Source organism: Pseudomonas sp. AP19 (assembly GCF_001728855.1).
Taxonomy (GTDB): Bacteria; Pseudomonadota; Gammaproteobacteria; order Pseudomonadales; family Pseudomonadaceae; genus Aquipseudomonas; species Aquipseudomonas fluorescens.
Genome location: NZ_LXJP01000022.1, coordinates 1 through 21,362, shown reverse-complemented (window position 1 = coordinate 21,362; position 21,362 = coordinate 1). Strand labels below are relative to the sequence as shown.

At 59.9% G+C, this 21,362-nt stretch carries 19 protein-coding genes; 12 read left to right on the top strand and 7 right to left on the bottom strand.

Annotation, left to right across the window (positions count from 1 at the left end; all coding sequences use genetic code 11):
• Positions 1-307: 307 nt before the first annotated feature.
• The 11 genes from A7D21_RS16535 (at position 308) to A7D21_RS16485 (ending at position 12,784) form a co-directional block, all read left to right on the top strand.
• Complete coding sequence (locus A7D21_RS16535; protein ID WP_053254642.1) at positions 308-1,165, top strand: MIP/aquaporin family protein; 858 nt, start codon at positions 308-310, stop codon at positions 1,163-1,165.
• 80 nt (positions 1,166-1,245) lie between these two features.
• Positions 1,246-2,751: a glycerol kinase GlpK gene (gene glpK, locus A7D21_RS16530; RefSeq protein WP_053254641.1), complete on the top strand. Its 1,506-nt coding sequence runs from the start codon at positions 1,246-1,248 to the stop codon at positions 2,749-2,751.
• Between the two features lie 95 nt (positions 2,752-2,846).
• Positions 2,847-3,602 (top strand): DeoR/GlpR family transcriptional regulator, encoded by a 756-nt coding sequence (locus A7D21_RS16525; protein ID WP_010212755.1) that lies wholly within the window; start codon positions 2,847-2,849, stop codon positions 3,600-3,602.
• Positions 3,603-3,889: 287 nt separating this feature from the next.
• On the top strand, positions 3,890-5,428 hold the full coding sequence (gene glpD / locus A7D21_RS16520; protein WP_053254640.1) for a glycerol-3-phosphate dehydrogenase: 1,539 nt from the start codon (positions 3,890-3,892) through the stop codon (positions 5,426-5,428).
• Positions 5,429-5,743: 315 nt separating this feature from the next.
• Positions 5,744-6,670, top strand: a complete 927-nt coding sequence (locus A7D21_RS16515; protein WP_053254639.1) for a glutamate/aspartate ABC transporter substrate-binding protein — start codon at positions 5,744-5,746, stop codon at positions 6,668-6,670.
• 194 nt (positions 6,671-6,864) lie between these two features.
• Positions 6,865-7,611, top strand: coding sequence for an amino acid ABC transporter permease (locus A7D21_RS16510; RefSeq protein ID WP_053254638.1), 747 nt, complete (start codon positions 6,865-6,867; stop codon positions 7,609-7,611).
• A complete protein-coding gene (locus tag A7D21_RS16505) occupies positions 7,611-8,282 on the top strand; it encodes an amino acid ABC transporter permease (RefSeq protein ID WP_069552172.1) in 672 nt (223 codons plus the stop codon). The genes A7D21_RS16510 and A7D21_RS16505 overlap by 1 nt, the downstream gene beginning before the upstream one ends.
• Positions 8,279-9,013 (top strand): amino acid ABC transporter ATP-binding protein, encoded by a 735-nt coding sequence (locus tag A7D21_RS16500; RefSeq protein ID WP_042560754.1) that lies wholly within the window; start codon positions 8,279-8,281, stop codon positions 9,011-9,013. The genes A7D21_RS16505 and A7D21_RS16500 overlap by 4 nt, the downstream gene beginning before the upstream one ends.
• A gap of 174 nt (positions 9,014-9,187) precedes the next feature.
• Positions 9,188-11,089, top strand: a complete 1,902-nt coding sequence (locus tag A7D21_RS16495) for a sensor histidine kinase (RefSeq protein WP_053254636.1) — start codon at positions 9,188-9,190, stop codon at positions 11,087-11,089.
• Entirely contained in the window at positions 11,086-12,435 is a 1,350-nt protein-coding gene (locus A7D21_RS16490; protein ID WP_053254635.1) for a sigma-54 dependent transcriptional regulator, read from the top strand. The genes A7D21_RS16495 and A7D21_RS16490 overlap by 4 nt, the downstream gene beginning before the upstream one ends.
• Positions 12,436-12,445: 10 nt before the next feature.
• Positions 12,446-12,784: a GlpM family protein gene (locus tag A7D21_RS16485; RefSeq protein WP_069552171.1), complete on the top strand. Its 339-nt coding sequence runs from the start codon at positions 12,446-12,448 to the stop codon at positions 12,782-12,784.
• Positions 12,785-12,917: 133 nt separating this feature from the next.
• Here the strand turns inward: A7D21_RS16485 and A7D21_RS16480 are convergent, their stop codons facing one another.
• From A7D21_RS16480 to A7D21_RS16455, 6 genes are read right to left on the bottom strand one after another with little or no spacing between them, the layout of a single operon-like run.
• Positions 12,918-14,315, bottom strand: coding sequence for a sigma-54 dependent transcriptional regulator (locus A7D21_RS16480; RefSeq protein ID WP_053254633.1), 1,398 nt, complete (start codon positions 14,313-14,315; stop codon positions 12,918-12,920).
• Positions 14,305-16,083, bottom strand: coding sequence for a HAMP domain-containing sensor histidine kinase (locus A7D21_RS16475; RefSeq protein ID WP_053254632.1), 1,779 nt, complete (start codon positions 16,081-16,083; stop codon positions 14,305-14,307). The genes A7D21_RS16480 and A7D21_RS16475 overlap by 11 nt, the downstream gene beginning before the upstream one ends.
• Positions 16,083-17,207, bottom strand: coding sequence for a GNAT family N-acetyltransferase (locus A7D21_RS16470; protein ID WP_053254631.1), 1,125 nt, complete (start codon positions 17,205-17,207; stop codon positions 16,083-16,085). Before A7D21_RS16470 ends, A7D21_RS16475 begins: the two co-directional genes overlap by 1 nt.
• A gap of 15 nt (positions 17,208-17,222) precedes the next feature.
• Positions 17,223-18,089, bottom strand: coding sequence for a carboxylesterase (locus A7D21_RS16465; RefSeq protein ID WP_053254630.1), 867 nt, complete (start codon positions 18,087-18,089; stop codon positions 17,223-17,225).
• Entirely contained in the window at positions 18,086-19,480 is a 1,395-nt protein-coding gene (locus tag A7D21_RS16460) for an aspartate aminotransferase family protein (protein WP_053254629.1), read from the bottom strand. Before A7D21_RS16460 ends, A7D21_RS16465 begins: the two co-directional genes overlap by 4 nt.
• Positions 19,473-20,174, bottom strand: a complete 702-nt coding sequence (locus tag A7D21_RS16455; RefSeq protein WP_053254628.1) for an MtnX-like HAD-IB family phosphatase — start codon at positions 20,172-20,174, stop codon at positions 19,473-19,475. Before A7D21_RS16455 ends, A7D21_RS16460 begins: the two co-directional genes overlap by 8 nt.
• A 238-nt stretch (positions 20,175-20,412) precedes the next feature.
• On the opposite strand from A7D21_RS16455, the gene A7D21_RS16450 reads away from it, so the two are divergent.
• Complete coding sequence (locus A7D21_RS16450) at positions 20,413-21,183, top strand: MipA/OmpV family protein (protein ID WP_069552170.1); 771 nt, start codon at positions 20,413-20,415, stop codon at positions 21,181-21,183.
• Here A7D21_RS16450 and A7D21_RS36060 read toward each other — a convergent pair.
• A partial coding sequence (locus tag A7D21_RS36060; RefSeq protein ID WP_218188688.1) for a hypothetical protein occupies positions 21,164-21,362 on the bottom strand: 199 nt, incomplete at its 5' end. The two genes, A7D21_RS16450 and A7D21_RS36060, sit on opposite strands and share 20 nt — an antisense overlap.

Here is a 21,362-nt window from a genome sequence, read left to right as displayed (position 1 = left end):
TAAAAGAGGCTCAATTCTAGGCCAAGCCCACGTAAAACGCTCTAGGGCGCGCCTCCTGAAATGAGTGCTGACAGGGCCAGGCATGATCATTCACCAGACCAATAGTTCGAAAATGACCAATGGTTCACTTTCGACCTTTGACAGCGGTCATTCTTGTCTATATTTTTTCGTTTCCGAATACTGTAGGAATAGCCCCTGAGTGTTCAGCAGTAAGCCGTCGCCAGGATGGGGATTCTGATGACGGTGAAAATTGCGCAACGGCCCGTTGAGGTTGTGCGCCCAACAAGAACAACAATCGAGGTTTGCCATGACAACTGCTCTTCAACAGCCTTCACTTTCGAGCCAATGCATGGCCGAGTTTCTGGGGACTGCGCTTCTGATCTTCTTCGGTACAGGCTGTGTCGCTGCGCTCAAGGTCGCGGGTGCCAGCTTTGGGTTGTGGGAAATCAGTATCATCTGGGGGGTCGGCGTGAGCATGGCGATCTACCTGAGCGCCGGTATTTCCGGGGCACACCTCAATCCGGCGGTCAGTATCGCCCTGTGCATTTTTGCCGATTTCGAAAAGCGCAAACTGCCCTTCTACATCCTCGCCCAGATCGCCGGCGCCTTCTGTTCCGCCGCGCTGGTCTACACGCTCTACAGCAACCTGTTTTTCGATTACGAACAAACCCACCACATGGTTCGCGGCTCCCAGGCCAGCCTGGAATTGGCGTCGGTGTTTTCTACCTACCCGCATGCGCTGCTGAGCACTGCCCAGGCGTTCCTGGTTGAAATGGTCATCACCGCGATCCTGATGGGCGTGATCATGGCCCTTACCGACGATAACAATGGCCTGCCACGTGGCCCGCTGGCCCCGCTGCTGATCGGCCTGTTGATCGCCGTGATTGGCAGCGCCATGGGCCCGTTGACCGGCTTTGCGATGAACCCGGCGCGGGATTTCGGGCCCAAGCTGATGACCTTTTTCGCCGGCTGGGGTGAAATATCCTTTACTGGCGGCCGCGATATTCCTTACTTCCTGATTCCGATTTTCGCGCCAATTGTCGGCGCATGCCTCGGTGCTGCGGCCTATCGCGGGCTGATTGCCCGTCATCTGCCAAGCGCCGCACCTGCTATAGCTGAAGTAACAACTGACACGGCAGTCAACGGCAAGACGCGTATTTCCTGATACCGCCAGCCTGGTGCCCACTGCCCTTTTGCGGCCCAGGCTGATTACTCACTTCCTTATTTCCGTCCAAGGCAATCGACATGACCGACATTCAGAATAAGAACTACATCATTGCCCTTGATCAGGGCACCACCAGTTCGCGGGCGATCATCTTTGATCGCGATGCCAACGTGGTCTGCACCGCCCAGCGTGAATTCGCTCAGCATTACCCGCAAGCCGGCTGGGTCGAACATGACCCGATGGAAATCTTCGCCACCCAAAGCGCGGTGATGGTCGAGGCCCTGGCACAAGCCGGTCTGCACCATGACCAGGTCGCTGCCATCGGTATCACCAACCAGCGTGAAACCACCGTGGTGTGGGACAAGATCACCGGCCGCCCGATCTACAACGCAATCGTCTGGCAGTGCCGCCGCAGCACCGAGATCTGCCAGCAGCTCAAGCGCGATGGCCACGAGCAATACATCAGCGACACCACTGGCCTGGTCACCGACCCGTACTTCTCCGGCACCAAGCTCAAGTGGATCCTCGACAACGTCGAAGGCAGCCGCGAGCGTGCGCGCAATGGCGAATTGCTGTTCGGCACCGTCGACAGCTGGCTGATCTGGAAATTTACCGGCGGCAAAACCCACGTCACCGACTACACCAACGCCTCGCGCACCATGCTCTTCAACATCCACACGCTGGAGTGGGATGCGAAGATGCTGGAGATTCTCGACGTGCCGCGCGAGATGCTGCCGGAAGTTAAGTCGTCTTCAGAAATCTACGGCCGCACCAAAAGCGGTATCGCTATCGGCGGCATCGCGGGCGACCAACAGGCTGCTCTGTTCGGCCAGATGTGCGTGGAAGCCGGGCAGGCCAAGAACACTTATGGCACCGGCTGCTTCCTGCTGATGAACACCGGCGACAAAGCCGTCAAATCCAAACACGGCATGCTCACCACCATCGCCTGCGGTCCACGCGGCGAAGTGGCTTATGCGCTGGAAGGCGCGGTGTTCAACGGTGGTTCCACCGTGCAGTGGCTGCGTGATGAGCTGAAGATCATCGCGGACGCCACCGACACCGAATACTTCGCCGGTAAGGTCAAGGACAGCAACGGCGTCTACCTGGTGCCGGCCTTTACCGGCCTGGGCGCTCCGTACTGGGACCCGTATGCCCGTGGCGCTTTGTTTGGCCTGACCCGTGGCGTACGCGTGGATCACATTATTCGCGCAGCCCTGGAGTCGATTGCCTACCAGACCCGCGACGTGCTGGACGCCATGCAACAGGACTCGGGCGAACGCCTCAAAGCCCTGCGCGTGGACGGCGGCGCGGTGGCCAACAACTTCCTGATGCAGTTCCAGGCCGATATCCTGGGTACCCAGGTCGAGCGCCCGCAAATGCGCGAAACCACGGCACTCGGCGCCGCTTACCTGGCAGGCCTGGCCTGTGGCTTCTGGGGCAGCCTGGACGAGTTGCGCGGCAAAGCCGTGATCGAACGCGAATTCGAGCCGATGCTCGATGAAGCCGCCAAAGAAAAACTCTACGCCGGCTGGCAAAAAGCGGTCAGCCGCACCCGCGACTGGGAACCGCACGAAGGCGCTGAATAAGCCAACCGCCGGATCCATATAGGGTTGTAACTGGCGGGGAGCCGCTTGCTGCGTCATCATGGGCCACTTTTGTATGGCAGCCCAAAGGACGCCCCATGAATCTGCCTCCCCGCCAGCAACAAATCCTCGAACTGGTCCGCGAACGCGGTTACGTCAGTATCGAGGAGATGGCGCAGCTATTCGTTGTCACCCCGCAAACCATCCGCCGCGATATCAACCAGCTGGCGGACGCCAATCTGCTGCGCCGCTACCACGGCGGCGCCGCCTATGACTCCAGTGTCGAGAACACCGCGTACGCCATGCGTGCCGACCAGATGCGCGATGAGAAACAACGCATCGGCGAAGCCATTGCCGCGCAAATCCCCGACCACGCCTCGTTGTTCATCAATATCGGCACCACGACCGAATCGATCGCGCGTGCGCTGCTCAATCACAATCACCTGAAAATCATCACCAACAACCTCAACGTCGCCACCATGCTCAGTGCCAAGGACGATTTCGATGTGTTGTTGACCGGCGGTAATGTGCGCCGTGATGGCGGTGTGGTCGGTCAGGCCAGTGTCGACTTCATCAACCAGTTCAAGGTTGATTTTGCCCTGGTGGGTATCAGCGGCATCGACGAAGACGGCAGCCTGCTCGACTTTGATTATCAGGAAGTGCGGGTTTCCCAGGCGATCATCGCCAATGCACGCCAAGTCATCCTGGCGGCGGACTCCAGTAAATTCGGGCGCAACGCCATGATTCGCTTGGGGCCGATCAGTTTGGTCGACTGTCTGGTGACGGATCAGCAGCCAGTGCCGGCACTGGTGCAGTTGTTGAACCAGCACAAGGTTCGGCTGGAAGTGGTTTAGCACCTGGGCTGACTTCATCGCGGGCAAGCCCGCTCCCACAGTTGACCGCATTCTCATGCTGGAACTCGGTCAGCTGTGGGAGCCGGGCTTGCCCGCGATAGCGTTAGATCCGACACCCCATCTCTTGAGCCTGCCCTAAGCTCATGTTCACAATTGTTCCTTTCCCCGCCCTTCGATGAGTTTTTTCAATCGAAGTCGGGTGGCTGTGCGCGCGTTTATCAGCTACCATTTTCGCAAATGAACATTAATGTTCGAATTCAAAGACGAATAAATCGCGAGGCCAGCCGATGAACCCTTCCACCTTGCCTGCTCCACCGCTTGCCGAAGTCTATGACGTTGCCGTAATCGGTGGCGGGATCAATGGCGTCGGCATTGCAGCAGACGCAGCCGGTCGCGGTTTGTCGGTATTCCTTTGCGAAAAGGACGACTTGGCCAGCCACACCTCTTCCGCCAGCAGCAAGCTGATCCACGGCGGCCTGCGCTACCTCGAACATTACGAATTCCGCCTGGTGCGCGAAGCCCTGGCAGAACGTGAAGTGCTGCTGGCCAAAGCGCCACACATCGTCAAGCAGATGCGCTTCGTGCTGCCGCACCGCCCGCACCTGCGTCCGGCGTGGATGATTCGCGCCGGCCTGTTCCTCTATGACCACCTGGGCAAGCGCGAAAAACTGGCCGGCTCTAAAAGCCTCAAGTTCGGCCCTGACAGCCCGCTGAAAAGCGAGATCACCAAAGGCTTCGAATACTCCGATTGCTGGGTCGACGACGCCCGTCTGGTCGTACTCAACGCCATGGCCGCGCGTGAAAAAGGTGCGCACATCCACACCCAGACCCGTTGCGTCAGCGCACACCGCAGCAACGGCATGTGGGAAATGAACATGGAACGCGCCGATGGCAGCCTGTTCTCGATCCGTGCTCGTGCACTGGTGAACGCCGCCGGCCCATGGGTCGCCAAGTTCATCAAGGAAGACCTGAAGCTGGATTCGCCCTACGGCATCCGCCTGATCCAGGGCAGCCACCTGATCGTGCCGAAACTGTACGAAGGCGCTCACGCGCACATCCTGCAGAACGAAGATCAGCGCATCGTCTTCACCATTCCGTACCTGAACCACCTGACCATCATCGGCACCACCGACCGTGAATACACCGGTGACCCGGCGAAAGTGGCGATCACTGAAGGTGAAACCGACTACATGCTCAACGTGGTGAATGCTCACTTCAAGAAGCAACTGAGCCGCGCCGACATCGTCCACACCTACTCCGGCGTGCGCCCACTGTGCAACGACGAGTCGGATAACCCGTCGGCCATCACCCGCGACTACACACTGTCGCTGTCGGGCGGCACGGGCGAAGCACCGATCCTTTCAGTGTTCGGCGGCAAGCTCACCACCTACCGCAAACTCGCTGAGTCGGCGATGGCACAGCTGGCGCCTTACTTCACGCAGATGCGCCCAAGCTGGACGGCCACCGCCAGCCTGCCTGGCGGCGAGAATATGACCACGCCAGAAGCGCTGGCCGAGGCGATTCGCGCCAAGTTCGACTGGGTGCCTAACGAGATCGCGCGCCGCTGGGCCACGACCTATGGCAGCCGCACCTGGCGCCTGCTGGAAGGCGTGCAATCCCTGGCCGACCTGGGCGACCACCTCGGCGGTGGCCTGTACACCCGCGAAGTCGATTACCTGTGTGCCGAAGAATGGGCGACTCAACCTCAGGACGTCCTGTGGCGCCGTACCAAGCTTGGCCTGTTCACCACCGCGCAAGAACAGGAAAACGTGCAACGTTACCTGTCCAAGGTTGAGCAGAACCGCACGAAGATTGAAGCGGCCTGATCCGCACCGCGTAAAAAAGCCCCTGCGCCGTATGGCCCAGGGGCTTTTTTATGCCGGTCGTGGCATTCGGTTTTCCGAACAGCACACCCCGCACCATTCGGTTTGCCGGACCTGATAGCCATAAATTGCCAGTAACACAAAGTTAATCTCCTTATAAATCAAACAGATAACCTTTTGTTTCAGGTATGGCACGACTCATGCTCTACACTCCCTGACGATTGCCTGAGGACGCTTCAGGAGCCGTTACGGGCATTCGCTGTACAAGAGAGCCGTTTAGCCGGCTTCATAAAAAAAACAAATGTCGAGGAAGTATTGATGCGCATCGTTCCCCATATCCTGGGCGCAGCTATCGCTGCTGCTCTGATCAGCACTCCAGTTTTCGCCGCCGAACTCACCGGCACACTGAAGAAAATCAACGACTCCGGCACCATCACTCTCGCGCACCGCGACAGCTCCATTCCGTTCTCCTACATCGCAGACGGTTCGGGCAAACCAGTGGGCTACTCCCACGACATTCAGTTGGCTATCGTCGAACAACTGAAAAAAGACCTGAACAAACCCGATCTGAAAACCAAGTACAACCTGGTGACCTCGCAAACCCGTATCCCGTTGATCCAGAACGGCACTGCGGACGTTGAGTGTGGTTCGACCACCAACAACGCCGAACGCGCCCAGCAAGTCGACTTCACCGTTAACATCTTCGAAATCGGCACCCGTCTGCTGGTCAAGAAAGACAAGGATGGCAAGCCGTCCTACGCTGACTTTGCCGACCTGAAAGGCAAAAACGTCGTGACCACCGCCGGCACCACCTCCGAGCGCATCATCAAAGCGATGAACGCCGACAAGCAGATGGGCATGAACGTCATCTCCGCCAAAGACCACGGCGAATCCTTCCAGATGCTGGAAAGCGGCCGCGCCGTAGCCTTCATGATGGACGACGCCCTGCTGGCCGGTGAAGAAGCCAAGGCCAAGAAGCCTGACGACTGGGTCATCACCGGTACGCCGCAGTCCTTTGAAGCCTACGCTTGCATGGTGCGTAAAGACGACCCGGCCTTCAAGAAAGCCGTGGATGACGCCATCGTCGCCCTGTACAAATCCGGCGAAATCAACAAGATCTACAGCAAGTGGTTCGAAAGCCCGATCCCACCTAAAGGCCTGAACCTTAACTTCCCGATGAGTGAAAAGGTTAAGGAGCTGATCGCTAACCCAAGCGACAAACCAGCGCCTGACGTAAAAATCTGATTCCTGACTAACCTTATCTCCTGAGGGAGCCAACCCTCCCTCAGGCGTCTGTTACTACCTGCTGGCTTTAATGTGGAACACTCGACCTGGCGGTTTTCGAGCCGATCGTGTGTGCCTGACGTTCAACGTCGGGCGGGAAAGGATCTTCCCCAAGCGGGTGCTTGTACATCGATCGATTTCGAGGGGAGACCCTAATGAATTACAACTGGGACTGGGGCGTGTTCTTCAAGTCCACCGGCGTGGGCAGCGAGACCTATCTCGACTGGTACATCTCCGGTTTGGGCTGGACCATTGCCATCGCCGTCGTGGCATGGATTATCGCCTTGTTGCTGGGCTCCATTCTGGGGGTCATGCGCACTGTGCCAAACCGCCTCGTATCGGGCATCGCGACCTGCTACGTGGAACTGTTTCGTAACGTGCCGCTGCTGGTTCAGCTGTTTATCTGGTACTTCCTGATACCCGATATGCTCCCGCAAAACCTGCAGGACTGGTACAAACAAGACCTCAACCCGACCACCTCGGCTTACCTGAGCGTTGTCGTGTGCCTGGGCCTGTTCACCGCCGCCCGTGTGTGCGAACAGGTGCGTACCGGCATCCAGGCGCTGCCACGTGGCCAGGAAGCCGCCGCGCGTGCCATGGGCTTCAAGCTGCCACAGATCTACTGGAACGTGCTGCTGCCACAGGCCTACCGCATCATCATTCCGCCCCTTACCTCGGAATTCCTCAACGTGTTCAAGAACTCCTCCGTGGCGTCCTTGATCGGCCTGATGGAATTGCTGGCGCAAACCAAACAGACCGCCGAGTTCTCGGCCAACCTGTTTGAGGCCTTCACCCTGGCCACGCTGATCTACTTCACCTTGAACATGAGCCTGATGTTGCTGATGCGCCTGGTCGAGAAGAAAGTCGCCGTGCCCGGCCTGATCTCCGTGGGGGGTAAATAATGGACTTTGATTTCAGCGGCATCATCCCCGCCATTCCGGGCCTGTGGAACGGCATGGTCATGACCTTGCAGTTAATGGTCATGGGCGTGATCGGCGGCATCGCATTGGGCACCGTGCTCGCGCTGATGCGCCTTTCGTCCAACAAACTGCTGTCGCGCCTGGCCGGCGCCTACGTGAACTACTTCCGCTCGATCCCGCTGCTGTTGGTCATTACCTGGTTCTACCTGGCAGTGCCGTTCGTGCTGCGCTGGATCACCGGCGAAGACACCCCGATCGGGGCGTTCGCCTCCTGCGTCGTGGCCTTCATGATGTTCGAAGCCGCGTACTTCTGTGAAATCGTACGGGCCGGCGTGCAGTCGATTCCCAAGGGCCAGATGGGCGCAGCCCAGGCAATGGGCATGACCTACGGCCAGACCATGCGTCTGATCATCCTGCCCCAGGCGTTCCGCAAGATGACCCCGTTGCTGCTGCAACAGTCGATCATCCTGTTCCAGGACACCTCGCTGGTTTACACCGTAGGCCTGGTGGACTTCCTCAACTCCGCCCGCTCCAACGGCGACATCATCGGCCGCTCCAACGAGTTCCTGATCTTCGCCGGTGTCGTCTACTTCATCATCAGCTTTTCCGCCTCGCTGCTGGTCAAGCGTCTGCAAAAAAGGTTTGCCGTATGATCTCTATCAAGAATATCAACAAGTGGTATGGCGACTTCCAGGTGCTGACCGATTGCAGCACCGAGGTTAAAAAAGGCGAAGTGATCGTGGTGTGCGGGCCATCGGGTTCGGGCAAATCCACCCTGATCAAATGCGTCAACGCGCTGGAACCGTTCCAGAAAGGCGACATCGTGGTCGACGGCACGTCGATCGCCGACCCGAAGACCAACCTGCCAAAACTGCGCTCACGCGTCGGCATGGTGTTCCAGCACTTCGAACTGTTCCCGCACCTGACCATCACCGAAAACCTGACCATCGCGCAGATCAAGGTGCTCGGCCGCAGCAAGGAAGAAGCCACCAAGAAAGGCCTGCAACTGCTTGAGCGCGTCGGCCTGTCGGCACACGCCCACAAGCACCCCGGCCAACTGTCCGGCGGCCAGCAACAGCGTGTGGCGATTGCCCGCGCGTTGGCCATGGACCCGATTGTCATGCTGTTCGACGAACCGACCTCCGCCCTCGACCCGGAAATGGTCAACGAAGTGCTCGACGTGATGGTGCAACTGGCTCAGGAAGGCATGACCATGATGTGCGTGACCCACGAAATGGGCTTCGCCCGCAAAGTGGCCGACCGCGTGATCTTCATGGACGCCGGCAAGATCATCGAAGACTGCCCGAAAGAGGAATTCTTCGGCGATATCAGCGCCCGCTCCGAACGTGCGCAGCACTTCCTTGAGAAAATCCTGCAGCACTAAGCCCTACATTGCTGCCACTGCTGAAAAACAAGGCCAATGTGGGAGCGGGCTTGCTCGCGAATGCGCTGGATCAGTCGATACATTCAGCGACTGACACACCGCATTCGCGAGCAAGCCCGCTCCCACACTGGACCGAGCAGGCCGGCAAGCTCTGGTTGACCCAAGGCATCTGTGATGAAATGCGACCCCAACCAATTTCGCGCCGCACCGCCATCACTTGCCGTGAAACCACGCCTGATTCGCCAACTGTTCCTGCCGCCGTTGATCATCGCCCTGATGATCGGCTTGGGTTATATCGGCTTCTGGGTCAGTGAGTACTATGGCATCCGCACCCTCAGCGACAACGGCGAACGCCAGTTGGAGCTGCACGCCCGCACCGTCGAAAGCGAGCTGAGCAAATACACCTACCTGCCCAGCCTCCTGGAGCTGGAGTCGAGCGTCTCCAAGCTGCTGGCCGACCCGAACCAGGAAACCCGCAAAACGGTCAACGATTACCTCGAAGGCCTGAACCGACGCAGTCGCAGTCGGGCCATCTACGTGATGGACACTACCGGCCGCGTATTGGCCACCAGTAACTGGCGCGATGCCGACAGTTACCAAGGTGAAGACCTGTCCTTCCGTGCCTATTTCCAGAATGCCGTGCGCGGCCAGCCCGGCCGTTTCTATGGCATTGGCAGCACCAACGGCGAACCCGGCTATTACCTGGCCCATGGCCTGGAAGAGCACGGCAAGATCATTGGCGTCGCGGTGGTCAAAGTGCGCCTCGAAGCCCTGGAAGAACGCTGGCAGCGCGCGCGCCTCGAAGCCTTTGTGAGCGACGAGAACGGCATCATCATCCTCTCCAGCGACCCGGCCCGCCGCCTCAAGGCCGTGCGCCCGCTGAGCGATGACACCAAGGAACGCCTGGCGCACAGCCTGCAATATTACTGGGCGACGCTCAACGAGCTGGAGCCACTGGCCCGCGAGCGCCTTAACGAAGGCACCGAGAAGCTGACCTTCCCCGCCAACAGCGAAGTGGTCAATGACGAGCATGAAGTCAGCTACCTGGCCCAGACCCGCCCGCTGAGTGATACACCGTGGAATTTCACCCTGCTGACCCCGCTCAACGACCTGCGGCGGGCCGCGATCAACCAGGGCATTCTGGTGGCCGTCGCGTTTGGCCTGGTCGCATTCCTGCTGATTGCCTGGAACGAGCGCCGCAAGGTTATCGCCACCCGCCTTGCCGCGCGCGAAGCCTTGCAGGAAGCCAACAGCCAGCTGGAGCGTCGGATTGCCGAACGCACTGCCGACCTGCGCGCCAGCAACGAACGGCTCAAGGGCCAGATTCGCGAACGGCGCCAGGCCGAAGAGACCCTGCGCCACGCCCAGGATGAATTGGTCCAGGCCGGCAAACTCGCCGCCATCGGCCAGATGTCGACCAGCATTGCCCATGAGTTGAACCAGCCACTGGCAGCGCTGCGTACCCTGTCGGGCAACACCGTGCGCTTCCTGGAGCGTGGCGCGCTGGACACCGCCAGCGCCAACCTCAAGACCATCAACGAACTGATCGACCGCATGGGCCGCATCACCGCCAGCCTGCGCTCGTTTGCCCGGCGTGGCGATGACCAGGGCGAAGCCAACCTCGGCAAAGCCGTGGACGCCGCGTTCCAGGTACTGGGCGCCCGCCTCGATGGCCTGCCGTTGACCCTGCACCGCGACTTCAGCAACGCCCAATTGCAGATCGACCAGACACGCCTGGAGCAAATTCTGGTCAACCTGATCGGTAACGCCCTGGACGCGATGCAAGCGCAGCCCACGCCCGAACTGTGGCTGGACGGCCACAGCGCCGACGGCAAGTACCGCTTGCATGTGCGCGACAATGGCCATGGCATCGACCCCGAAACCCGCAAACATCTATTCGAACCGTTCTTCACCACCAAACCCGGCGAGCAAGGCCTGGGGCTGGGCCTGACGCTTTCCGCCAGCCTCGCGGCGGCGACGGGCGGCACCCTTGCCGTGGAACACCCGGCCACCGGTGGTACGGCCTTTGTCTTGTGCCTGCCGCTGGCAGGCACCCAAAAAGCTGAGTCGACATGAATACAGACGCTACTGCCTCTAAAGACGACCTCACCGTTCTGATCGTCGAAGACGACCCCCATGTGCTGCTCGGCTGCCAGCAAGCCCTGGCGCTGGAAGACATTCCCAGTGTGGGCGTCGGCAGTGCCGAAGAGGCCCTCAAGCGCATCGGGGAAAACTTTGCCGGTATCGTCATCAGCGATATTCGCCTGCCGGGCATCGACGGCCTGGAGCTGTTGACCCGCCTCAAGGCCTTGGACAAAAGCCTGCCGGTGGTGCTGATCACCGGCCATGGCGATATCTCGATGGCCGTCGGTGCCATGCGCAACGGCGCCTATGACTTCATGGAGAAACCCTTCTCACCCGAGCGCCTGGTCGACGTGGCACGCCGCGCCCTGGAACAACGCGGGCTGGCGCGCGAGGTGTGGTCGCTGCGCCGCCAGCTGGCTGAGCGCGACTCCCTGGAAGGGCGCATCATCGGCCGCTCACCGGCGATGCAGACGCTGCGCGAGCTGATCGCCAACGTCGCCGACACCTCCGCCAACGTGTTGATCGAAGGTGAGACCGGCACCGGCAAGGAATTGGTCGCACGCTGCCTGCATGATTTCAGCCGGCGCCATTCCCACCAGTTCGTCGCCTTGAACTGCGGTGGCCTGCCGGAGAACCTGTTCGAAAGCGAGATTTTCGGCCACGAAGCCAACGCCTTTACCGGCGCGGGCAAACGCCGCATCGGCAAGATCGAGCACGCCCACGAAGGCACGCTGTTCCTCGATGAAGTGGAAAGCATGCCGATCAACCTGCAGATCAAATTGCTGCGGGTGCTGCAGGAACGCACCCTCGAACGCCTCGGTTCGAACCAGAGCGTGGCGGTGGATTGCCGGGTGATCGCCGCGACCAAGTCCGACCTCGACGAGCTGAGCCGCGCCAGTCAGTTCCGCAGTGACCTTTACTACCGTCTCAACGTAGTGACCCTGGAGCTGCCGCCGCTGCGCGAACGCCGCGAAGACATCCTGCAATTGTTCGAACACTTCCTGCAGCAGTCGTCGCTGCGCTTTGATCGCAGCGTGCCGGAACTGGACAACCAGACGGTGTCGAGCCTGATGAGCCACGATTGGCCCGGCAACGTGCGGGAACTGCGCAACGTCGCCGAACGCTTCGCCCTGGGCTTGCCCGCCTTCAAGAAAAGCGGCAACGGCACCAGCAACCATGGCCTGGCCTTTACCGAGGCGGTCGAAGCCTTCGAACGCAACCTGCTCAATGACGCCCTGCAACGCAGCGGTGGCAACCTGACCCAAGCCAGCCAGGAGCTGGGAATGGCCAAGACCACCCTGTTCGACAAGGTCAAGAAATACGGCTTGAGCCACTAAGGAGCACGGTGTGGATCTGTTTTTGAAAGCCGCCCTGGGCGCGGCGGTGGTGTTGATCCTGGCTGCACTGGCCAAGACCAGGAACTATTACATCGCAGGGCTGGTGCCGCTGTTTCCGACCTTTGCGTTGATTGCGCATTACATCGTCGGCAAGGGCCGTTCGGTGGACGACCTGAAGACCACGATCCTGTTTGGGATGTGGTCGATCATTCCGTATTTTGTGTATTTGGCGACGCTGTATGTGATGGTCGACCGCATGCGCCTGGAGGCGTCACTCGCCGTGGCAGCGGTGGCGTGGTTGATGGCGGCGACGGTATTGGTGAGTGTGTGGGTGCGCGTCCACACCTGACCCAACTGGGTAAACATGTGGGAGCTGGCTTGCCTGCGATGGCGGTATGTCTGCACCAGATCTGATGACTGATACACCGCAATCGCAGGCAAGCCAGCTCCCACATTTAGAGCAATGATGTGTGCCTGGGAGATCAGCGCACGATCTTGTCGACCTGAATCCCCAGCTTCTTCAGCCGATACCAGAAACTTCTCTCGGAAATCCCGATCTTCGCCGCCGCCGCCGCCTGCACGCCGTTGCTCTCATTCAACGCCGCCATGATGTAGGTTTTCTCCACCTCAGCCAGCGCCGCATCCAGATCGGCAGGCACACCCGGTGTGTCACCCAGCAGCGCCGTGACACCGTCCTCGGCAGGCTTGGACGCAAACAGGTAAGCCGGCAGGTCGATGTCTTCGATCACCGGCTTGGCTGCCACGATGGTCGCCCGCTCCACACAGTTTTGCAGCTCGCGAATATTGCCCGGCCAGTGGTAAGCGGCCATGGCCTGCAACGCCTCGGGGCTGAAGCCGGTGATGCGTTTACCGGCGGTCGCGCTCAGGGTCTGGGCGAAGTGTCGGGCCAGGGGCACGATGTCTTCAGCGCGTTCGCGCAGGGCCGGCAATGGGATCGGGAACACGTTGAGGCGGTAATACAGGTCTTCACGAAACTCTTTATTGGCCACCGCATCCAGCAGGTTTTTGTTGGTGGCGGCGATTACCCGCACATCCACCTTGCGCTCGCGCGGGTCGCCCACCGGCTCGATCACTCGCTCCTGCAAGGCACGCAGAATCTTGGCCTGCAACGCCAGGGGCATATCGCCCACTTCATCCAAAAACAGCGTGCCCTTGTCGGCCTGCATAAAGCGCCCGACCCGATCCGCCACGGCGCCGGTAAACGCGCCTTTGCGATGGCCGAACATTTCGCTTTCGAGCAGCCCTTCGGGGATGGCCGCGCAGTTGACCGCCACGAACGGTTTGTCGGCACGGCTGCCGTGTTTGTGGATGGCACGGGCAACCATTTCCTTGCCGGTGCCGCTTTCGCCGGTCAGCAGGATGGTTGCGTTGCTGTCACGCACTGAATCGATGGCATGCAGCACCTCGCGAAACGCCGGGCTGTCGCCTACCAGGCTGTCAAACTGCGCATGGTGGTCAAGCTCGGCGCGCAAGCGTGCGTTGTCGCGCATGATGTCGCGAAACTGCAGGGCCTTGGCTACGGTAATGTCCAGCTCATCGATATCGAACGGCTTGGCAATATAGTCATAGGCACCATTGCGCATCGACTGCACCGCATTTTTCACCGTGCTGTAGGCGGTCATCACGATCACCGGCAGCTCAGGGAAACGCAGCTTGATCTCGGCCAACAGCGCCGGCCCGTCCATGCCCGGCATGCGCCAGTCGCTGATCACCAGGTCGATGTCTTCCTGTTCCAGCACCTTCAGCGCGTGCAGGCCGTTGCTTGCGGTGAATACCTGAATGCCGTTCTGGCTCAATGCCGACGACAGCAAGTCGCAGAGCTTGGGCTCGTCGTCGACTACCAATACGTTATGCGTCATGACCTTCCTCATCGTCGCCGTCGTCTTCACCGTGGGCCGGAATGTACAGGCTGAAGGTGGCGCCGGCATCTTTCTCACTGGCACATTCGATGCTGCCGTCGTGACTTTCCATGATCGAATAGACTTTGGCCAGGCCCAGGCCCGTGCCCGAGGCCTTGGTGGTGACGAACGGTGTGAAGATCCGCTCGATCATATCCGCCGGAATGCCCTGGCCGGTGTCGGCGATGCTAATCACTGTGTTGCCACCCGCGCTGCGAATGCCCAAGGTCAGGCGCCCGCCGTCGGGCATCGCATCAATGGCGTTGAGAATCAGGTTGAGGCAGGCCTGCTTCAGCTGCTTGGCATCGGCATAGATAGTCGCGCCGGGGGCCTGATCATCGATTTTCGCATCAATGTTATGGGTCGCCAGCTCCGGGCTGCAGAAGCCAAGGATTTCTTCCACCACCGGACGCGCCGCCTGCAACACCCGCAGGGGCGGGTTGGGTTTGGCGAAGTCGAGAAACTCGGTGATCAGGTCGTTGATGCGGCTGACTTCGCTGATCACGTATTCGAGGTGGCGCTTGTCGGTTTCCGGCAGGTCGACGCGACGGTGCAGCAGCTGGGTGGCGGTCTTGATGATGCCCAACGGGTTGCGGATTTCGTGGGCCAGGCCCATCGCGACTTCGCCCAGCGCATGCAGCCGATCACGGCGGCGTAACTGGGCCTCAAGGTAGTGCAGCTCGCCCAGCCGCTCGGTCATGTGGTTGAAGGTGCTGCTCAACTGCGCCAGCTCATCGCCGCCGCTGACCAATACGCGATGTTCGTAATCGCCCGAGATCACCGCGTCGACGCCTTGGGACAAGTCCCGCAAAGGCTTGGTCAGGCGCCGTGACACCAGTACGCCGGCGCCCAGGGACAACGCCGAACTCAGCAGGAATATCAGCACGAACAAATTGCTCTGGTTCACCAGCCCAACCAGGCTGGTATGACGCAGCAGGCCGCTGAAGATCACGCCTTGCAAGTCGCCGGCGTCGTTGAAGATGGGCCAATACAGGCCGCTGTAATTATTGGTGAACTGCTCACTCGGCTGCTTGGTGCTGCGCATAGCCGTTTCGACATTCTTCGGGATGCGCGAAGGGTGATTTTCGAAACGCTGAGTCGAGAATATCTCGGAAAAACCCGCGGGGTTGGCCAGGTACAGGCGCAGGTCGAGGGAGTGCACATCGGCCACGCTGGTGAGGAAGCTGCTGTCCAGGTACGTGGCCACCAACAGCACGTAGTCGACGCCCTCTTGGGTGGTTTCGAACGTTGAGACCACCAGGCCCGTCGTCACGCCGGCCACCTGGATGGTTTGCAACACCGCGTTGCTGGTCAGGTTGATCTGCTTGACGACATCGTCAGGGGCCGTGCTGAACATAATCTTGTGGTCACTGACACGAATCAGCGAGACCACGTCGATATCGGTGGCCTCGGCGATATCGGCGGTGAGCCGGTCATGCTTGGCAGCTTGTTTGTTCAACGGCGGAGCCGTGTAGCGCAGGAACAGCTTGGCCATGCGCGCGTTGTCATGAAGGATGTCGCCGATCTCGTCCTTGACGATCTTGGTCGACTCTTGCAGCCAGATACGCACGTTGCTGTCGAATATCTGCGACAGCGTGGTCGCCGCCAACTCGGCAGCGATCATGGTCGGGATGACGCTGACCAGCCAGAACGCCAGCACCAGCTTGCGCTGGACGCTCCAGCGCGAAATGGCAAAGGGGCGGGCTTTCTGGCGGGTCTTGGTGATCATCAGGTTTCGCTTATCGCAGCAGCCATGGCAGGGTCGGATCGGTCCGGTCTTATATACATTTTAACGAGTTTGAGCAGGCCATTGAGCAGCCGGTTACGGTGGCGGAAGAACATGCTGTTGCCGCGGAACTCGCAACCCAGGCGCAGCTTACTGGCGTACCCCTCCTGACCGCACTCGTAAACCGGAATATTGTGTTGAATACAATAACCGACATTGGTCAGCCAACTTCTGAAATACAGGTTGTACTCCCGGCTGAACTCGCGGTCATGCCCGAAAAACTTGTCGATCAAACGGTGCTGGTCCAACAGGATCAGGTTGAACGCCACCAGGTGCTCGTCCACCCAATAAAGCGCACAAACCGCGCGGCCTTCCAACCGTTCAAGGATGCCGGTGAAGTAACTCGCCGGCAGGCGCTCGAACTGCAAGTCCGCGCGATTGAGCGTGTCTTCGTACAGGCGCATCACCTCAGGTAACACATCATCAATGTTGTGCCGCCACTCTACCCGCGGGCCCGGCGCCCGCAGTTTGCGGCGCAAGTCCTTGCGGGTGGCCTTGCACAGCGAGCCCAGGTAGGCGTCCACTGAGCCGTAAGGCACCGTCAACAACCCGCTGGGCAAACTCGGCATGCTCTGAAAACCTGCCAGGCGGCAACTGTCAGCCCAGCACGGGTCGTTGGTCGGCACGTCCTTGACCGCCACCAGGCCAATCCCGAACGCGTTGGCGTCCTGGCGCGCAGCCTTCAGCAAGTGCTTGATCAACAACGGGCGCTGCGCCTCGGCAACATGGCTGGCCATGCCTGCGTCGCAACGCTCGGCCACCGGCGAGCCGATGGCATACAACTCCAGGCGCAAAACACCCGGCCACAGTCGCTCCAGACGCTCGGTAAAGCGCTTGCCTGCACCCGACACCGTGGTGTCGAGGCGATAATAAGTGATGAACGCGGCGGCAACCGCCACCAGCGTTTCATCGTCGTAAACAGCCAGGTAACGCCACCTGAAATCATCGATAGCGGCGTTTTCCACAGCAACGTAAAAGTCCCAATCCTCCAGGGCCCCGGGAAAACAGTCGTTCCAGGCACTGCGCTGGATGGCCCGGATAGTCGAGAAGGCTTGGGCGGTGATCACGTCTTGTCCTTAAGCTTAGGCACGCTGTCGGTAGTCTTCGGACACCTGGGCAGTAGCGGCGTGTTGCTCGACAAACTCAGCGCTCAACTCAATCACCCGACGGTATTGCAGGTCGACGGTGATCATGTGGTAACAGTTGTCCAGCAGGATCTTGGTGACGGGCCCGCCCAGGTGGCGCTCCACGTAATCGGCGTTCCAGCGGCTGGTGATGTCGTCCTCGATGGAGTGCAACACCAGTGCCGGCACCTTGACCTCAGGCATGCGTTTCTTGACCACGGCATTCATCCGATGCAACTCGCGCACCGTGATGCCTTCCATGGTCAGCAAACCGGCCTCGCTGCTTTCGCCCTCCTTCATCTGACGCTCGACGATGGCCCGCAGGCGCTCGTTCTTGATGCCGTAAGGCGGCTTCTCTTCGAAGCGACAGATGTGCACGCCGAATGGAATTTTCATCAGCAACGGCGTCAGGAACGCCAGCTTGTTGATACTCCAGCCGTCGTATTTCAAGGTCGTGGAATACATCAACAGCCCGGCGACTTGCCCAGGGTGCTCGGCAGCCACGTACATCGACATCACCGCACCCATGGACAAGCCACCGACAAACACTTGCGCGTGGCGTTGCTTGACCTGGGCAAAGGTCTTGCGCACGCCTTCGTACCAATCCAGCCAACCGGTGGCCTGCAGGTCACTGTTGTCGCCGCAGTGCCCGGCCAGGGTCGGCACGTACACTGTGCAGTTACCCGCCTTGGCCAACCCTTTGGCAACTTGACGCAATTCCGTCGGGGTGCCGGTCAGGCCGTGGATCAACAGGATCCCGACCGGACCTTCACCGAGAACGAAGCCGGCATCACCTTCACCGAGGTCGATCTCGTAATGGCTCACCGCTGGGTCGCTCGCACCAGCAATTGCTCAAGCAACTTCAGGCCCAAGTCGATTTCCGGGTAGCTGATTTCCAGGGACGGTGCCAGGGTAATCACGTTTTTGTAGTAGCCGCCCACGTCGAGGATCAAGCCGAGTTTCTGGCCATCCACGACCATGTCGCCCTTCATGCCTTCTTCGACCATGTAGTCCAGGGTCGCCTTGTCCGGCGTGAAACCATCCGGGCCGCAGATTTCGCAGCGCAGGGCCAGGCCCAGGCCGTCGACGTCGCCGATGATCGGGAAACGTTTCTGCAGGTCTTGCAGGCCTTCCAGGAAGTATTTGCCCTTGGCCATAACCATTGCGCCGTAATCGACTTCGCTGGTCATCTTGAACATTTCCAGGCCTACCGCCGTCCCCAGTGGGTTGGAGGCGAAGGTAGAGTGGGTCGAACCTGGCGGGAAGATCTTCGGGTTGATCAACTCTTCACGGGCCCAGATGCCGCCCAGTGGGTTCAGGCCGTTGGTCAGCGCCTTACCGAAGACGATCACGTCCGGCTGCACGTCGAAGTGCTCGATCGACCACAGTTTGCCGGTCCGGTAGAAGCCCATCTGGATTTCGTCGGACACCATCAGGATGCCGTGCTGATCCAGTACGTGCTTGAGTTCGCGGTAGAAGTTCATCGGCGGAATCACGTAGCCGCCGGTGCCCTGGATCGGCTCGACGTAGAACGCTGCGTATTCACTCTGGCCGACTTTCGGGTCCCAGACGCCGTTGTATTCGGTCTCGAACAGACGGGCGAATTGCTGCACGCAGTGGCTGCCGTATTCTTCCTTGGTCATGCCTTTAGGGCCGCGGAAGTGGTACGGGAACGGGATGAAGTTGGCGCGCTCGCCGAAGTGGCCGTAGCGACGACGGTAGCGGTAGCTGGAAGTGATCGACGAAGCGCCGAGGGTACGGCCGTGGTAGCCGCCTTCGAAGGCGAACATCAGGCTCTTGCCGTTGGTGGCGTTACGCACGACCTTCAGGGAGTCTTCGATGGATTGCGAACCACCGACGTTGAAGTGCACGCGACCGTCGAGGCCGAATTTCTTCTTGGCATCGACCGCGATCATTTCCGACAGCTCGATCTTGCCTTTGTGCAGGTACTGGCTGGCGATTTGCGGCAGGGTGTCGATCTGCTGTTTCAGCGCGTTGTTCAGGCGTGGGTTGGCGTAGCCGAAGTTAACGGCCGAGTACCACATTTGCAGGTCGAGGTAAGCCTGGTCTTCGGTGTCCCACACGTAGGAGCCTTCGCAACGGCTGAAAATACGCGGTGGCTCGATGTAGTGAACAGTGTCGCCGTAGGAGCAGTACTTGGCTTCTTTATCCAGAAGAATCTGGTCTTCGGCGGTGGCGATACGGATATCAGACATGGTGGAAGAGTTCCTGATTGTCAGCAGCAGTAAAGGTGGTGGCGTTGGCCGCGATGCCCTGGGGCAGCTTGGCCAGCAATGCGGGCAGTTCGGCAAAGGTGTCGAAGCGCGCATGGGGAATGTTGTTGGCTTCGCAGTATTTGGCGAGGCTGCCTTTGGCGAAGACGAAGTCGGCGGTAGAGGCCACGCACATGTCGGACTTGCCGTCGCCGATCACCAGCACGCGCTTGTTGCGCGGGGTGGATTTGCACTTGCAGTTGCCGGACGCGGCACGGCAGGCGTCGCTGGAATACGGGAAGTCGATGCGCCAGCTGTTCTGGTCGACCTGGCGCAGACGGTTGGCCAGGATCGGCAGCAAGGTCACGTAGTTACGCGACAGAATGCGCGCGATGCCTTGCTCGATGCCGTCGCTGACCACTTCGATGGTCGCGCCCTGGCCCATGACGTGATCGACGAAATCCGGGAAGTCCGGGTCGATCTCGACGCTGTCGAAATACGCCAACAGTTCAGCCGGTGTGGCCTTGATCAAGGCCAGTTGGCGGCTCAGGCATTCGCGGGAACCGATGTGCCCATCCAGCCATTCCTGTTCGATGGTTTCCCACTCAGGCCCGGCGAAGCGCTGGAGGACGTTGTCGATGACGTCGGTCGGGGTGATAGTCCCGTCGAAGTCGCACACGATATGCCACTGGATCATTGCCTGTCCTTGAAGTTGGAGGGCTTGAAGAGAACGCTCTATGCGCTTGCAACAGGGCTTTAGCAGGGACTGTGCCAACTGCTTAAAGCCCAGCGGGGCTGGGGTTTTGCTTGAGTCCCGTGGTTATATGTGTCGGGCAAGCTACAATTTTTGTAGCTTGCTACAAACAAGATGAGTGCTTGCGCCAGGGGTGCCCTTCGCGCGTGAATGCGCGTACGTTCAGATAAGGAAACGCTCGATGTACAAGGTTACTTCTGCTGTATTCGCCGGTTTGCTCGGGCTGTGGAGTTTTTCCAGCACGGTATTGGCGGACGGCATTACCGGTGAAGTCGGTGCAGGCATCAGTTATCAACCCCAAGACCCCACCGGCGGCCGTTACGAAACCCAGGCGATTCCCTATTTCGACCTGGACTGGGGCAGTGTCAGCCTCGGCTCTGATGACGGCTTGACCTGGAGCGCACTCAATACCAGTGGCATCACCGCCGGGCCCTTCATCAATTACTTGCCTGGCCGTACGGCCAACGGTTCACTGCGCGGCTTGCGCGATGTGTCGGACATGGCTGAAGTCGGTGGTTTCATCCAATACGCCCCGGCCGAGTTCTGGCGCGTGTACGCGCAAGTCGGCCAGGCCGTAGGCGGCGCGCGTGATCAGGGCGGTGTGTTGGGCAAGGTCGGTGGCGAGCTGGGTTACCCGCTGGGTGACGGCATCATTGGCAGCACGGGCCTGATGGCGCACTTTGCCGATGCCCGCCAGACCCAAACCTTTTTCGGCGTAAACGACAAGGAATCCGCGGCCTCGGGCATTCGTGCCTATAACGCCAGCGCCGGTTTCCAGAACCTGACGCTGACCCAGAGTTTCGAGTTCCCTTTGGCTAACCACTGGTCGCTGCTGACCAGCGCCAGCTGGACGCACCTGGTCGGCTCGGCGGCGAACAGCACCATCGTCAAGGAGACCGGCAACGTGAACCAAGGCCAGGTGCAGACCGCGATCAGCTACAAGTTTGACTGACAAGAGGCAGGCAGCTCCCCAGGATCAACAACACGCTCAAGGCCGCCTGATCTGTGACACCAAGCTCGGTCAACACTGTGCCAGCAGCCGATAAGCTGACCTGCCCCACCGCCATCGCAGGCAAGCCAGCTCCCACACTTATTTTGTGCCCGACCAAAATCCCGCGCCCGCCACCGTCC